The 16,084-nt window shown below is 64.7% G+C and carries 11 protein-coding genes; 7 read left to right on the top strand and 4 right to left on the bottom strand.

The window, feature by feature from the left end; all coding sequences use genetic code 11:
- The gene (locus NCS67_RS04115; RefSeq protein ID WP_008350594.1) at positions 1 to 222 is read right to left on the bottom strand and encodes a hypothetical protein; all 222 of its coding nucleotides are present in this window, start codon (positions 220 to 222) and stop codon (positions 1 to 3) included.
- A gap of 281 nt (positions 223 to 503) precedes the next feature.
- Complete coding sequence (locus tag NCS67_RS04110; RefSeq protein WP_033536869.1) at positions 504 to 977, bottom strand: Lrp/AsnC family transcriptional regulator; 474 nt, start codon at positions 975 to 977, stop codon at positions 504 to 506.
- Between the two features lie 127 nt (positions 978 to 1,104).
- On the opposite strand from NCS67_RS04110, the gene NCS67_RS04105 reads away from it, so the two are divergent.
- Positions 1,105 to 1,713 (top strand): cysteine dioxygenase family protein, encoded by a 609-nt coding sequence (locus tag NCS67_RS04105; RefSeq protein WP_051079032.1) that lies wholly within the window; start codon positions 1,105 to 1,107, stop codon positions 1,711 to 1,713.
- A gap of 7 nt (positions 1,714 to 1,720) precedes the next feature.
- On the opposite strand, the gene NCS67_RS04100 is transcribed toward NCS67_RS04105, so the two are convergent.
- Positions 1,721 to 4,393 (bottom strand): mechanosensitive ion channel family protein, encoded by a 2,673-nt coding sequence (locus tag NCS67_RS04100; protein WP_250434333.1) that lies wholly within the window; start codon positions 4,391 to 4,393, stop codon positions 1,721 to 1,723.
- Positions 4,394 to 4,508: 115 nt separating this feature from the next.
- Entirely contained in the window at positions 4,509 to 4,982 is a 474-nt protein-coding gene (locus tag NCS67_RS04095) for a BCAL1086 family glycoprotein (protein WP_051079045.1), read from the bottom strand.
- Between the two features lie 177 nt (positions 4,983 to 5,159).
- Here NCS67_RS04095 and NCS67_RS04090 point away from each other — a divergent pair, with 177 nt between their 5' ends.
- From NCS67_RS04090 to NCS67_RS04065, 6 genes are all read left to right on the top strand, one after another.
- On the top strand, positions 5,160 to 5,741 hold the full coding sequence (locus NCS67_RS04090; protein WP_250434330.1) for a DJ-1/PfpI family protein: 582 nt from the start codon (positions 5,160 to 5,162) through the stop codon (positions 5,739 to 5,741).
- A gap of 194 nt (positions 5,742 to 5,935) precedes the next feature.
- Positions 5,936 to 6,244: a hypothetical protein gene (locus NCS67_RS04085; protein WP_144403775.1), complete on the top strand. Its 309-nt coding sequence runs from the start codon at positions 5,936 to 5,938 to the stop codon at positions 6,242 to 6,244.
- Between the two features lie 511 nt (positions 6,245 to 6,755).
- On the top strand, positions 6,756 to 7,589 hold the full coding sequence (locus NCS67_RS04080; protein ID WP_008350606.1) for an IclR family transcriptional regulator: 834 nt from the start codon (positions 6,756 to 6,758) through the stop codon (positions 7,587 to 7,589).
- Positions 7,590 to 7,910: 321 nt separating this feature from the next.
- Complete coding sequence (locus NCS67_RS04075) at positions 7,911 to 9,275, top strand: MdtA/MuxA family multidrug efflux RND transporter periplasmic adaptor subunit (protein WP_250434328.1); 1,365 nt, start codon at positions 7,911 to 7,913, stop codon at positions 9,273 to 9,275.
- A 15-nt stretch (positions 9,276 to 9,290) separates the two neighbouring features.
- A complete protein-coding gene (locus NCS67_RS04070) occupies positions 9,291 to 12,410 on the top strand; it encodes an MdtB/MuxB family multidrug efflux RND transporter permease subunit (protein ID WP_008350610.1) in 3,120 nt (1,039 codons plus the stop codon).
- Positions 12,411 to 12,413: 3 nt separating this feature from the next.
- Positions 12,414 to 15,749, top strand: a complete 3,336-nt coding sequence (locus NCS67_RS04065; RefSeq protein ID WP_250434326.1) for an efflux RND transporter permease subunit — start codon at positions 12,414 to 12,416, stop codon at positions 15,747 to 15,749.
- Positions 15,750 to 16,084 lie beyond the last annotated feature (335 nt).

Genomic DNA, 16,084 nt, shown 5'->3' with positions numbered 1-16,084 from the left:
CTACTGCGACGCGCCGACCGCCGGCACGGCGGGCCGCACGTCGCTCGCCGCGGATGGCTGCGCGTTTTCCTCGTCGAACTCGCGCTTCTCGCGGATCGCGTTGAACAGGATCGTGCCGATCACGATTAGCACCACGACGACGATGAACACGCTGACGGCGCGGGTCGGATTCTTTTTCGGCGTACCGTCCGGGCGGCGCGGATCGCGGGGGTCGTGGCTCATGAATGGATTCGTGGCGGCGTGTCGGGAAGGACCCGCTATGGTACTCGGGTTGGGTTTCAGTTGGATTGCGGGGCGCCCATCGTCGTTTCGCAACCCGCGCCGCCATCGCGAAATTCTCTGCTGCACGCGCGCGCTTGAACGCGGCCCGTCCGATTGACGATACTAGTCACGATTCCATGCGCGTCCGATCCCGGGAAGGGCTAAAGGGGCAATCCCGGGATACCTAGTGACCGGACGTGTTGAGCCGCCCGCCCGGGCGGCTTTTCTTATGTGTCGGCGGTTCAGGGTTCGAGCGTGGGGCGCACCGGCAACGCCGTCGAATACTTGATCTGCTCCATCGCGAAACTCGAGCTCACGTCATACAGCGGCACGGCGCGAATGAGTTGCTTGTAGACGCGATCGTAGTCGTCGATATCCGACACCACGACGCGCAACAGATAATCGGTCTCGCCGCTCATCCGGTACACCTCGACCACTTCCGGAATATCGCGCACGGCGCGCGTGAAATCGTCGGCCCAGGTCTGGGTGTGCTGGTTGGTGCGTACCGCGACGAACACCGTCGTCCCGACGCCCAGCTTCTTCGGATCGCACAACGCAACCTGCGCGCGGATCACGCCCGTCTCTTTCAGACGCTGCACGCGTTTCCAGCACGGCGTCTGCGAAAGGTTCACGCGCTGCGCGAGTTCCGCGATGGGCATCGTCACATCCTGCTGAAGCAATTCGAGCAGCTTGCGGTCGATGAGGTCCATTCCCATGCTGCACCCCTTATAGGAAATTATTCTATTTCTTGATGGTCGAGCGGAATTATATGGAAACTAATTCTGGAGGCAAGCCGGTATAAATGAGCGGATCGAACAACAACGACGCGACGGCTCATCCACTATGCGACTCGAACATGTCAGCCGCCTGGCGCGGCCCTCTTCATCGGCTTTGGCGGCTTCCCCGGCCGCCGATTGTGCCGCGTTCCGAAACCCCGCGCTCGAACGACTGTGCCGCGAAATCGACGCCGCATTCGCCGCCGCCGAAGCGGATTCGCGCGCGTCGTTCGGCGAGCGCGTGCGCCTCGCGCTGCAACGCGCGATCGCCGATCCGGGCCTGCTGCGCCCCGATCAGCGCGTGAGCGATCCGCGGAACTATTGCCGTCATCTGCTCGCCGCCGACCCGCTCAACCGTTACGCGATCGCCGCGCTCGTCTGGGAGCCGGGGCAAGCGAGCCCGGTGCATGGTCATCGGACATGGTGCGGCTATGCGGTGATCGATGGCGCGCTCGAAGAAACGCTTTATCGCTGGGATGCAGTCGCGCATCGCGCGATCGAGACGCGGCGTCATCCGCGCGCGCCGGGCGCGGTGTCCTATGTGGATGCGGGACGCGGCGCGATTCATCAGCTCGGCAATCCCGCCGATGCCGCCGCGCGCGCCGTATCGCTGCATGTCTACGGCGTCGCGGGCGAGCAGATCGCCACACACGTCAACGATCTGCTCGCCGCCTGAAAAAAGCTCAGCCCTTCCCCGGCTCGGACGCGGTCGGAATCTGCGGCGGAATCTGCACGGATTGATCGGTCGGCGGCGGCGCCGGCTGGGGTTCGTGCGAAACGTCGCGGGCCGCGGCTGCGGCGATCTTCGTCTCGCGCACAAAGGCCGGCCCGGCCGCGAGTTCTTCTTCCTCTTCCACCGGCGCCGGCGCCTCGCCCGTCCAGATGCGCCGCGCGCGCTCGCGTCCTTCGGCGTCGGCGCCCGACATCGCGTCGCGCGTCATTTGCACGTGCATCTGCGGAACCGGAATCTCGATGCCGGCTTCGTCCATCTTTCGCTTGATACGCAGATTGAACGCCCGCGCGACGCTCCATTGCTGCAACGGGCGCGTCTTGATCTGCCCTTTCACGACCATCCAGTTCGGATCGAAGCGGTCGAGTCCCCACACTTCGACCGGCCCGAGCATTTCGAGCCGATAGCGGAAATCGTCCAGCAGATCCGCGCCGACTTCGCGAATCATCTGCGTGACCTGGTCGACGTCCGCCGAAAACGGCACGCGCACCTCGAACACCGCGTACGCGAAATCGCGCGACAGATTCTTCACCGTCTTGATCTGCGAGAACGGAATCGCGTGGATCGCGCCCTGGCCGTCGCGCAGGCGCACGGTGCGGATCGTCAGGCTTTCGACGATGCCCGCGTGACCGCCTTCAACCTCGATCGAATCGCCGACCGAAATCGTGTCCTCGATGATGATGAAAAGCCCGGTGATCAGATCCGCCACGAGCGATTGCGCGCCGAAACCCACCGCGAGGCCGATCACGCCCGCGCCCGCGAGCAGCGGCGTCACATTCAGGCCGAGATTCGCGGCGGTGACGATCGCGGCGACCGTCAGCAGGAACACGAACACCACGTTGCGCACGAGCGGCAGCATCGTGCGGGCGCGCATGCTCGGGCCGCGTCCGCCGCGCCGCGCCGCGTCGGGCCTGAGCGCTTCCTGAATGCCCGTGTCGATCAGAATCCAGATCAGCCAGACGACGAAGAACGTCAGCACGATCATCCCGACCGCGTGCGTGATGCCGCGCGCGGCGACGCTCTCCTCGGCCATGTGCGCGAGCGAGAATCCCCAGAAACGCGACGACAATTCGAGGAACACGAGCCAGACGCCGACCACGATCATCGTGCCGACGAACTTGACGAGCCTGCGCACATACGCCGACTGGCGGCGCGGTTTTCTCGACTTGGGCCGCGTGATACGCACGACGATCGCCGAGAGAAAGAACGCGACGACGAGCAGGCCCGCGGTGGCGATCGCCATCTGCAGCACGTTCTCCGACGTACCGATGCCCATGAGCGTCGCCACGACCGACGCCGACGCGAGCAGCAGCAGCGGCAACTGCCAAAGCGACGCGACCACTTCGAACGTCTCGGTCGCGGCCTTGCGCGTGTTGCGCTGCTCGTACGTGCGGCTGCGGATCAGATGCGCGACGGGCCGCTGGAACGCGAGCGCGAAATACGCGGTGAGCGCCGCGGCGCCCATGTTCGCGCACGTCGAGATCAGCGCGGAGAGATTGGTGCCGAGCTGCTGCGCGACGTCGTAATTCGCGGCGGCGTCGCCGAGCGCGCCGAGCGTGCCGATCAGAAAGAGAAGCCGCCGCGCGCGGCCGATGAGCAGGTTCACCGCGACGCGCCGGTGCGCCGAGCCGAACAGCGAGAACATGATGAGACAGATTGCGGAGAACACCGCGCCCGCGACGATTGCGTAAGCGGTGACCATCGCGAGCGTGCGGCCGAGCGACAGCGGCATGTAGTGCGTGAACGTGAGCGCCGCGAGGAACGCGAACAGGTACGGCGCGACGCGGCGCAGCGTGAAGAGCAGCAGTTCGCGCGTCGTCGGGTTCGAATGCAGGCCGCTGTCGATGCCGAATCGCGCCCGCACGCGCCGCTGCAGATAGACGAGCGCCATCGCGCATGCGCCCCAGCCCGCGAGCGTCGCGAAATAGTTGAAGAGCGTGCGGCCGAACGATTCGCGGCTCTGGCTCGTGACGATCGTGAAAAGCTCGTTGCCGGCGGCGTTGAAGCGTCCGACCCAATAGGCGATAGGCGTCTTGCCGCGCTTCACGTCGGCCTCGATGTTCGTGAGCGCCGACGCGATCGCGCCCAGCAAGCCCGCGTTCTGCGCGATGGTCGCCACGACCGACGATGCCGTCGTTCCCGAAGTCGGCTGTGCGCCCGCTGCCGTGCCGCTCGCGGCGGTGTCCGCCGTCGCGGAGGCCGCCGCGGCGCCGGATGCCGGAGCGGTGGAATCGGCGGCGCGCTTCGCATCGCGCAGATGCTTGAGCTGCGCGACGAGCGCCGTGCGCTGCTTGTCGCTATCGAGGGTGGCGATGATGTTGTCGAGCGAGCGCAGCATCTCGGCGTCGGACATCGCGGGCCCCGACGCGGCATCCGGTGCGGATGCGGGCGCGGCCGGCGTGATCAGTTCCTGGAACGTGGGCAGCGTGAGGGCCTGTGCGGCCTGGACGGCAGGCGAGGCGAACACGATCGACGCGGCCAGCGCGGCGAGCATCGACGACATTGCAAGCGAAAACGCGCGCGCAGCGTGGCGCGCGAGTGCGGCGCGCAACAGCACGCACGCCGCCATCCAGGAGATCGCGCCAGACGCCGCCGCGCTTCGCGGCGCGAGCTTGCGTGACTTCATAACGGTCTCGATTTCTGAAAGTCCGCCAGTTTAGCGGCTATAACAGGGAGGCCGCCCAAAGCGGACGTAACCGAATGTTAAGCGCTTCTGCGTTGATTTTTCAGACGAAACAGCTCTATTTATCCATCTCGGTGCGCGCGCCGCTGGACTCGGACGTGGGTCCGGCGACCGAGCCTTGCGCGCTCGCTTGCGGATTCGACGCGCCGCCCGACTGCGCGGACCATTCCTGCAGCTTGCGCCCCGCCGATTGCAAGCCCGCGCCCGTCGCGCTCGCGGCATTGTTGATCGCGGCGTTCGTCGCGCTCGCCGCGCTGTCGAAGTTCGATCGCGCCGTCGCGGCGACGCTGCTCGCGGAGACATCGGGCATCGATCCGGCGCTGTCGATGTTCTGCTGCGCCGATTGTTTCGCGGCATCGACCTTCTGGCCGACGTAGCTCGCCGCCTGGTCGAACTTCTGGCTCGTCTGGCTCGCCAGATTGTTGAGAGCGCTCGCGGCCTGCCCCGCGGTTGCGTCGTGCTTCTCGCACGCGGCCAGCACGCCCAGCGCGGCGAGCGTCACGGCGATGCGGGTCATGGGAGTCATCTGCATGGTGATACCTTCCTTCGTCTCGAAACTCGCGCACATCATACGCTGTCGGTGCGCGTCGCTTCGCGCTGTCACATGCGAAGCGCGGCGCGAATAGTAGACTGATCCGCGCGGCGCGAGCGCGATGGAGCGGCGCGCGGCATCGAGCATCCGACAACCCATTCCCTGACGAGGTTAGCGATGGCTGCCAAGAAGATTCTGTTTCTCACCGGCGATTTCGCCGAGGACTATGAAACGATGGTTCCGTTTCAGGCGTTGCAGGCCGTCGGCCATACGGTGGATGCGGTGTGCCCCGGTAAAAAGCGCGGCGACACCGTGAAGACGGCGATCCACGATTTCGAAGGCGATCAGACTTATACGGAGAAGCCGGGACATCGCTTCACGCTGAATGCGAGCTTCGACGACATCGATCCGGCCCGTTACGACGCGCTCGCGATCGCAGGCGGCCGCGCGCCGGAATATCTGCGCCTGAACGATCGCGTGCTCGAACTCGTGCGGCACTTCGCGCAGGCGAACAAGCCGATCGCCGCGGTCTGCCACGGCGCGCAATTGCTCGCTGCGGCGGGCGTGATCGATGGGCGGCGCATTTCCGCGTACCCGGCGTGCGCGCCCGAAGTGCGGCTCGCGGGCGCGACTTACGCCGATATCGCCGTCGATGAGGCCATCACCGATGCGAATTTCGTCACCGCGCCCGCATGGCCCGCGCATCCGGCGTGGATCGGGCAATTCCTGGCGCTGCTCGGCACTCGAATCGAACTTTGAAACCTTGCATCGCAGGGGAACCTCGCCTCTGGTCAACGGGGTGCGCCAGCCTTACATATAGCTGGCGCAAACGATTTACCCGCGGTGAGCGGCGAATAGAATTTTCCCTCTACATTTCGGAGACTTCTGGTTTTGGCACCCTATACGGTTGGCATATATTTGCCGCCGTCCCGCCTCCCACGAAGTCTCGCACCATGCTCTTCATGAATGTCGCCGTCGCCCTTGTCGCAGGGTTGATGCTCTTCGAGCCGTTCACTCGCGCCCCTGTCTCCCGCTTCACCACTCCACGCATGCGTCGCAGTCTCGCTCACCGCGCTTTCTGTCAGGCGGGCGCTGCATTCTTCGCGGCTCTGCTCATCGCGACGAGCCCGCCCGCGCCCGAACGAATTTCGCCGCTCGTCGTGTACTCGGTCGCGCTATTGCTGGTGTGCGCAGCGGTCTACTGGATCGGGCGCGGCAAACGCTTGCTTCGGCAGCCACGCGTGTTTGCGAACATGTATTGATCTCCAGCGCGGCGCACATTGCGCCGCGTTTTGCTTTCGGCAGCGAAGATGACTGCCGCTTCTCTCCCCATCATTTCCTTTCGACGTCCGAACGACGAGACCCGGCTCCCCCGCGCTTTCCGGTATATTCGCGCCAAGACTTTCGACGAACGCACGGACGAAAAAAAAGGCGCTACGTTTCCGTAGCGCCTTAAAAGTTCTAGCCATTCCGAGGGCCGTGCTAGAACCTGAGAGCCTGTCTCCGAAGCTCGGGCGGTAAGCGCTGAAGCGCGCGTCACCCCGGGTTTCGAAATTCGGTTCCATTTTTTCCGGGATCGCTGCTCAAGTCAAGCAAAATCTCGCGGTCCGGGCAACTGCCCAAGTTTCGTTCAACATGCACCGAAACACATAAAAGTTTCATTGCGGGTACAGCTTATTCTGAAGGTTTGCATCGTTTGCAAGTTTCTCGTGCTGGCCTTGTAGAATTGCGCCAGGTCATCAAACAAAACGATGTTTCACTTAACGAATGCCTATGCAAAACGAACCGTCGGTGGGCCGCGAACGCGCCCGGGAGAAGGACGGCGAGGAAGTCACCGCGCTCGCCCGCGGGCTCGATGTGCTGCGCCGGATCGCCGCCGCGGACGCGCCGGTGAGCAATCGCGAACTGACCGACTGGACGGGAATTCCGAAGCCCACGATATCCCGGATCACCGCGACGCTCGTCGGCGCCGGATTGCTGCACCGCTTGCCCGACAGCGAGCGCTTCGTGCTGACGGCGTCCGTTCTCGAACTGAGCAACGGATTCTTACGTAATTTCGATATTCGCGCTCGAGCGCGCCCGTTTCTTATCCGTCTCGCCGAGCGCACCGGTCTCTCGGTGCACCTCGCCGTGCGCGATCGTTTGGAGATGGTTGTAATCGATGCCATTCGGCCGCGGTCCGCCGTTCTGGTGTCGCGGCTGGAAGTCGGCGGCAGGATGGACCTGAGCCGCACCGCTGTCGGACGCGCGTATCTCGCGGTGTTGTCCGACGCGGATCGGCGTGCGCTGATCGGCAGCTTGCAGATCGCATCCGGCGACGACTGGCCGGCCATCGCGGGCGGCTTGCAACGCGGCCTCGACGATGCGTTGCGCCTCGGCTTCGCGATCTCCATCGGCGAATGGCATCACGGATTGAATGCGGTCGCGGCGGGCTTCGTCGGGCCGTCCGAAGAACGCTATTCGGTCAATTGCGGCGGCGCCGCGCATCAGTGTCCGCGCGACATATTGATCGACGAGGTCGCGCCCGCCCTGCTCGATTGCGTCGAGCAGATCACACGCGAGATCGGCGGAACGCACGCCCCGAACCTATTGCGCGCCGCCAGTTAGACTACGCGACGGCCGCCGCGCGGCCGAACGCCTTCGAAAGCGCGGCCGGTTGCGCGTGTAACACTCGTAATCAACAGAAAGAAAGGCCGGTGGACGCCCTCGGGTGCGGGACGTAGCATCATGCTTCGCGCGCACCGGGGTCGCGCCGGATTGCTCGCCTAACTCGACAGGCAGCCTTTCCAGCCGCTTTCAACGGCCCCGCGTCATTCACGGCCTCCGCTTCGGTCTCGGTTCATGCGCGCGGCGCATCGTCTGGCGCTTGAACCGTGACCGCCGCCCGTCCGCGCTCCGAACAGATTTGAAAGACCAGCCTCCGAACCGATGGACGACCAAAAGAATCCCCCAGGGCACTCGCGCCCGACGCCTCCGACGCCTGCCGCCATCGAACCCGCGCCGCGGCGGCGCCGGGTTGTGCCGCTCATCGTCGCGATCCTGATCGTCGCCGGCGCAGTTGCGTGGTGGCATCCGTGGAATCGCGGCGAGAGCGGCGGCACGAGCGGCGCGCCGGAAGCCCGTCAAGGCGGAAGGCGCGGCATGCCGAATCCGATGAATCAGCCGCAGCCGGTGCATGTCGCGACCGTCACGCAAGGCGAAATGCCTGTGGTCATCAATTCGCTCGGCACCGTGACGCCGCTCGCGAACGTCACGGTCAAGACGCAGTTGAACGGCACGCTCGTCGATGTCGCGTTCAAGGAAGGCCAGATGGTCAAGAAGGGCGACGTGCTCGCGCAGATCGATCCGCGTCCGTATGAAATCTCGCTGCGCAACGCCGAGGGCACGCTCGCGAAAGACCAGGCGCTGCTGCAGACCGCGCGCCTCGACCTGCAGCGCTATCAGACGCTGCTCTCGCAGGATTCCATCGCGAAACAGCAGGTCGACACGCAGGCGTCGCTCGTCAAGCAGTACGAAGGCGCGGTGAAGTCGGATCAGGCCAACGTCGATACCTACAAGCTCGATCTGACCTACGCGCGCATCACGGCGCCGGTGTCGGGGCGCGTCGGCTTGCGTCAGGTCGATCCGGGCAACTACGTGACGACGGGCGACACGAACGGCGTCGTCGTCATCACGCAGTTGCAGCCGATCAGCGTGATCTTCACCACGTCCGAAGACAATCTCGCCGCGATTCTCAAGCCGCTGCACGCGGGCACGAAGATGTCGGTCACGGCGTATGACCGCGCCAATACCACGTCGCTCGAAGCGGGCTATCTCGAGACCGTCGACAACCAGATCGACACGACGACCGGCACCGTCAAGCTGCGCGCTACCTTCGACAACAAGGAAGGCATGCTTTTCCCGAATCAGTTCGTGAACACGAAGCTGCTCGTCGACGTCATCAAGAACGCGACCATCGTGCCGACGCCGGCGGTGCTCAACGGTTCGTCGGGCGCGTTCGTGTACGTCGTGAAGCCGGATAACACCGTCACCGTGCGCAACGTGAAAACCGGCCCGGTCGACGGCGAGCGCACCAGCATCAAATCCGGACTGCAAGTCGGCGAGCGCGTGGTCATCGACGGCTCGGACCGCCTGAAGGAAGGCGCGAAAATCACGATTCCGGCTGAAAAGGCGAAAGCGGCATCGGGCGCGTCGGGCGCGTCGGGTGCATCGGGCGCGTCGGCTGCGGCGCCAGCTTCGGCGGCGTCGGGTGCGCGCCACGGCGGTCATCGGCGTCAGCAATCGCAGCAGTAAGCGCAATTCGAAAGCATGAATCCATCCCGCATTTTTATTCTGCGTCCGGTCGGCACGGCGCTCCTGATGGCGGCGATCATGCTGGTCGGCCTCGTCGCGTTGCGCTTTTTGCCGCTCTCGGCGCTGCCCGCCGTCGACTATCCGACGATCCAGGTCCAGACGTTCTATCCGGGCGCGTCGCCCGACGTGATGACGTCGAGCGTCACGGCGCCGCTCGAAAAGCAGTTCGGGCAGATGGCGAGCCTGAACCAGATGTCGTCGCAAAGTTCGGCGGGCGCATCGGTCATCACGCTGCAGTTCAGCCTTGATTTGCCGCTCGATATCGCCGAACAGGAAGTGCAGGCGGCGATCAACGCAGCGGGCAATCTGCTGCCGTCCGACCTGCCCGCGCCCCCGATCTACGCAAAGGTGAACCCCGCCGACGCGCCGATCATGACGCTCGCGGTCAGCTCGAAAACCTTGCCGCTGACACAAGTGCAAGACCTCGCCGACACGCGTCTCGCGCAGAAGATCTCGCAGGTCGCGGGCGTCGGCCTCGTATCGGTGAGCGGCGGCAATCGCCCTGCCGTGCGGATTCGCGCGAACACGCGCGCGCTGGCGTCGTATGGCCTGAACATCGACGATCTGCGCACGACGATCTCGAACCTCAACGTCAACACGCCGAAGGGCAACTTCGACGGCCCGACGCGCGCCTACACCATCAACGCGAACGACCAGCTCACCGACGCGAACGCGTACAAGAGCGCGGTCGTCGCGTATCGCAACGGCCGTCCGGTGATGCTGACGGACGTCGCGAGCATCGTCGAGGGGCCGGAGAACACGAAGCTCGGCGCATGGGTCGATTCGACGCCCGCGATCATCCTGAACGTGCAGCGTCAGCCGGGCGCGAACGTGATTGCGGTGGTCGACGGCATCAAGAAAATCCTGCCGCAATTGCAGCAATCGCTGCCGGCCGCGCTCGACGTGCGCGTCGTCACGGACCGCACGACGACCATCCGCGCTTCGGTGCGCGACGTGCAGTTCGAACTCGCGCTGTCCGTCGTGCTGGTCGTGCTCGTCATCTATCTGTTCCTCGCGAACGTCTACGCGACCATCATTCCGAGCTTGTCGGTGCCGCTGTCGCTCGTCGGCACGCTCGCGATCATGTACCTGTGCGGCTTCTCGCTCGACAATCTCTCGCTGATGGCGCTGACCATCGCGACCGGCTTCGTGGTCGACGACGCCATCGTGATGATCGAGAACATCGCGCGTTACGTCGAGGAAGGCGATCCGCCGCTCGAAGCGGCGCTGAAGGGTTCGAAGCAGATCGGCTTCACCATCATCTCGCTGACGGTCTCGCTCATCGCCGTGCTGATTCCGCTGCTCTTCATGGGCGATGTCGTCGGCCGCCTCTTCCACGAGTTCGCGATCACGCTCGCGGTGACCATCGTCATTTCGGCAATCGTCTCGCTCACGCTCGTGCCGATGATGTGCGCAAAACTTCTGCGCCACACGCCGCCGAAGGAAAGCAAGCGCTTCGAGGCGCGCGCGCATCAGTTCATCGATTACGTGATCGGGCGTTACGCGGTCGCGCTGGAATGGGTGCTCGCGCGCCAACGCGCGACGCTGTTCGTCTTCGTGCTCACGCTCATTCTGACCGCCGTGCTGTACGTGTACATTCCGAAGGGCTTTTTCCCGACGCAGGACACCGGCGTGATCCAGGCGATTACGCAGGCGCCGCAGGCCGCGTCGTATCAGGCTGTCGCGGACCAGCAGCAGGCGCTCGCGAAGAAGATTCTGCAGAACCCGGACGTCGAAAGCCTCACCTCGTTCGTCGGCGTGGACGGCTCGAACATCACGCTGAACAGCGGGCGCATGCTCATCAACCTGAAGCCGCGCGACGACCGCAGCAATACGTCGAGCGATGTCATCCGCGAGATTCAGAGCGAAGTCGCCGATATTCCCGGCATCAAGCTGTACATGCAGCCGGTGCAGGATTTGACGATCGATTCGACCGTCAGCCCGACGCAGTATCAGTTCATGCTGACGGACCCGAACGCGTCGGAGTTCGCGGAATGGGTGCCAAAGCTCGTCGAGCGGCTGCAACACACGTCCGTGCTGACGGACGTCGCCACCGATCTGCAGCAGAACGGCCAGTCGGTTTATATCGAGATCGACCGCGAGACAGCCGCGCGCTTCGGCATCACGCCCGCGACCGTCGACAATGCGCTCTACGATGCATTCGGCCAGCGCATCATCTCCACGATCTTCACGCAATCGAACCAGTACCGCGTGATTCTCGAAGCCGAACCGTCCGACGCGCATTACAGCGAAACGCTGAACGGCATCTATCTGCCCTCTTCCACCGCGACCAACGGTCAGGTGCCGCTCTCGGCCATCGCGAAGTTCCACGAACGCGCGGCGCCCTTGCTCGTCACGCACCTCGGCCAGTTCCCGGCGACGACCGTTTCCTTCAATCTCGCGAAGGGCGCGTCGCTCGGCGAGGCCGTGAAAGCAATCGAGCAGGCCAAGGAGGAAATCGGCTTGCCCGCGTCGTTCCAGATCCGCTATCAGGGCGCCGCGCTCGCGTTCCAGGCGTCGCTGTCGAACGAGCTGTTCCTGATTCTCGCGGCCATCGTCACGATGTATATCGTGCTCGGCGTGCTGTACGAGAGCTTCATCCATCCGATCACGATTCTCTCGACGCTGCCGTCCGCAGGCGTCGGCGCCCTGCTCTCGCTGATGATCACCGGGCACGATCTGGACATCATCGGCATCATCGGCATCGTGCTTCTGATCGGCATCGTGAAGAAAAACGCGATCATGATGATCGACTTCGCGCTCGAAGCGGAGCGCGATCAGGGCAAGCCCCCGCGCGAAGCGATCTTCCAGGCGTGTCTGCTGCGCTTCCGCCCGATTCTGATGACCACGATGGCCGCGCTCCTCGGCGCACTGCCGCTGATGCTCGGCTGGGGCGCGGGCTCGGAGCTGCGGCGTCCGCTCGGCGTGGCGATCGTCGGCGGCCTGATCGTGTCGCAGTTGCTCACGCTGTTCACGACGCCCGTCATCTATCTCGGCTTCGATTCGCTCGCCCGCAAGCTGCGCGCGCGCTTTCATCGCGACGCGCCGCCGGCCCCGGCCAGCGAGGGCCGCTGAGTCATGAACCTGTCGCGCATCTTCATCGCCCGGCCCGTCGCCACGACGCTGCTCGCGGTCGGCATCGCGCTCGCGGGCATGTTCGCGTTCGTGCGCTTGCCGGTGGCGCCGTTGCCGCAAGTCGATTTTCCGACCATCTCCGTGCAGGCGTCCTTGCCCGGCGCGAGTCCGGAGACGGTGGCGACGAGCGTCGCGAGTCCGCTGGAGCGACATCTGGGCACCATCGCCGATGTCAGCGAAATGACCTCGATGAGCTCTGTCGGCACGACGCGCATCACGCTGCAATTCGGCCTGAATCGCGATATCGACGGCGCCGCGCGCGACGTGCAGGCCGCGATCAACGCCGCGCGCGCCGACCTGCCGACCGCGCTGCGCCAGAATCCGACGTACCACAAGGTCAACCCCGCCGACGCGCCGATTCTCGTGCTCGCGCTCTCCTCGCCCACGCGCACGGCGGGCTCGCTCTACGATTCCGCGGCGACCGTGCTGCAGCAGACGCTCTCGACCGTGCCGGGCGTCGGCGAAGTGGACGTGAGCGGCTCGGCGAATCCGGCCGTGCGCGTCGAGCTCGAGCCGGGTGCGCTCTTTCACTACGGCATCGGGCTGGAGGACGTGCGCGCCGCGCTGGCGTCGGCGAACGCGAACAGTCCGAAGGGCGCGATCGAGTTCAAGGGCACGCGCGTCCAGCTCTACACCAACGATCAGGCGAGCAAGGCCGCGCAGTACAGGGACCTCGTGGTCGCGTACCGCAACGGCGCGGCGGTGAAGCTTTCGGATGTCGGCGAAGTGGTCGATTCCGTCGAAGACTTGCGCAATCTCGGCCTCATCAACAACAAGCGCGCGGTGCTCGTGATCCTGTATCGCCAGCCGGGCGCGAACATCATCGAGACGATCGACCGCGTGAAGTCGATGCTGCCGCAGTTGCAGGCCGCGCTTCCCGCCGACGTGCAGATCACGCCGACCGCCGACCGCTCCACGACCATCCGCGCATCGCTGCACGATACCGAGCTCACGCTCGTGATCGCCGTGGCGCTCGTCGTGATGGTCGTGTTCCTGTTCCTGCGCAACTGGCGCGCGACGCTGATACCGAGCGTCGCCGTGCCGATCTCGATCATCGGCACGTTCGCGGCGATGTATCTGCTCGGCTTCTCGCTCGACAATCTCTCGCTGATGGCGCTGACCATCGCGACGGGCTTCGTCGTCGACGACGCGATCGTCGTGCTCGAGAACATCACTCGGCATGTGGAAAAAGGCGTGCCGCGGATGCAGGCCGCCATACTCGGCGCGCGCGAAGTCGGCTTTACGGTGCTGTCGATCAGCGTGTCGCTCGTCGCCGTGTTCCTGCCCATTTTGCTGATGGGCGGCATCGTCGGGCGGCTGTTCCGCGAATTCGCGCTCACGCTGTCGCTCGCGATCGCGGTGTCGCTCGTCGTCTCGCTGACCGTCACGCCGATGATGTGCTCGCGCCTGCTCGAAGAGCCGCACGAGCGCAAGCAGGAAGGCCGCGTCGCGCGCTGGCTGGAGCGCCAGTTCGATCGCATGCAGCGCGGCTATGCGCGCACGCTCGGCTGGGCGCTCACGCATCCGCGCACGATTCTCCTGATCCTGCTGGCGACCATCGGGCTGAACGTTTATCTGTACGTCATCGTGCCGAAGGGCTTTTTCCCGCAGCAGGACACGGGCCGCATCATCGGCGGCATTCAGGCGGACCAGAGCACGTCGTTCCAGGCGATGAAACTCAAGTTCGCCGAGATGATGAAGATCGTCGAAGCGGACCCGGCCGTCGACAGCGTCGCGGGCTTCACGGGCGGGCGCTCGACCAATTCGGGCTTCATGTTCATCTCGCTCAAACCGAAGAGCGTGCGCAAGGTGTCCGCCGATCAGGTCATCAACCGCCTGCGCAAGCCGCTCGCGGAGGTCGCCGGCGCGCGCACCTTCCTTCAGGCGGTGCAGGACATTCGCGTGGGCGGGCGGCAATCGAACGCGCAATATCAGTTCACGCTGCTGTCCGACTCCACGGCGGACTTGTACAAGTGGGGGCCGCTTCTCACCGAGGCGCTGCAAAAGCGCCCCGAACTCGCCGATGTCAATTCCGACCAGCAGCAAGGCGGCCTCGAAGCGATGGTCACGTTCGACCGCGCGACGGCCGCGCGCCTCGGCATCAAGCCCGCGCAGATCGACAACACGCTCTACGACGCATTCGGCCAGCGGCAGGTATCGACCATCTACAACCCGCTGTCGCAGTATCACGTCGTGATGGAGCTCGCGCCGAAATACTGGCAGGACCCGGAGATGCTCAAGCAGATTTACATCAGCACGTCGGGCGGCACGGCGAGCGGTTCGGCATCGACGCAATCGACGACCACGTCCGGCACGACGACGACCGCGTCCACTTCGGCGACGGGATCGACGGGCGCGGGCGGTTCCTCGACGAGCACGTCCGACACAACCGCTGCCCTTGCGCTGGCCGCCGTGAAGAACTCGGCGACCAACGCGATCGCCGCGACGGGCAAGAACGGGTCGTCGTCGGGCGCGGCGGTGTCGACATCGAAGGAAACGATGGTGCCGCTTTCCGCGATTGCGAAGTTCGGGCCGGGCAACACGCCGCTTTCGGTGAATCACCAGAGCCAGTTCGTCGCATCGACGATCTCGTTCAATTTGCCGCCGGGCAAGTCGCTCTCCGACGCGACCGCGGCGATCTACGAGACCATGGCCACGATCGGCGTGCCGCAGACCATTCACGGCAGCTTCCAGGGCACGGCGCAGGCGTTCCAGCAATCGCTCAACGACCAGCCGCTCCTTATTCTGGCGGCGCTCGCAGCGGTTTACATCGTGCTCGGGATTCTGTACGAGAGCTACATCCATCCGATCACGATTCTCTCTACTTTGCCGTCGGCGGGCATCGGTGCGCTGCTCGCGTTGCTGTTGTTCAAGACGGAGTTCAGCATCATCGCGCTGATCGCGGTTATTTTGCTGATCGGCATCGTGAAGAAGAACGCGATCATGATGGTCGATTTCGCGATCGAGGCGACGCGCCACGGCGCGCAGACGCCGCAGGACGCGATCCGCGAGGCGTGTCTGTTGCGCTTTCGCCCGATCATGATGACGACCGCCGCCGCCCTGCTCGGTGCGCTGCCGCTGGCGTTCGGCAGCGGCGAAGGTTCGGAGATGCGTGCGCCGCTCGGGATCGCGATCGTTGGCGGGTTGATCGTGAGTCAAATGCTCACGCTCTATACGACGCCTGTGGTCTATCTTTATATGGATCGGTTTCGGATTCGCGCGGAAGAACGGCGCGCTCGGCGGCAGCGCGGGGCGGGGCCGGCTGGCGCGGCGGAGTGAGGTTTTGCTCTTTGTTTTCTCCGGATCGCGGAGTGGGCGTTTGTTGTTGGTCCTTCGCCGGATCCCGGAGTGGGCGTTTGTTCTTGGTCCGTCGCCGGATGCCGGAGTGGGCGTTTGTTCTTGGTCCTTCGCCGGATCCCGTTTTGCTCTCGGTCTATTAGCACTGCCCCTGTGCGGGGCGGCAGTCACTTTCTTTGCTGCTGCAAAGAAAGTAACCAAAGAAAGCAGCTCGACACGCCCGCGGTCACACGCAATTTGGGTAGTTCTCTCGTCCTCGGTGGCACTCGCCTAAGTGTCGCCCTCAAAGGACCAATCGGGCTTGGATCGCGCACGGT

The sequence above is a fragment of the Caballeronia sp. ATUFL_F2_KS9A genome, assembly GCF_023630765.1.
GTDB lineage: Bacteria > Pseudomonadota > Gammaproteobacteria > Burkholderiales > Burkholderiaceae > Caballeronia > Caballeronia zhejiangensis.
Note: the sequence above shows the minus strand (reverse complement) of the source record. Positions and strands in the feature narration are given on the sequence as shown.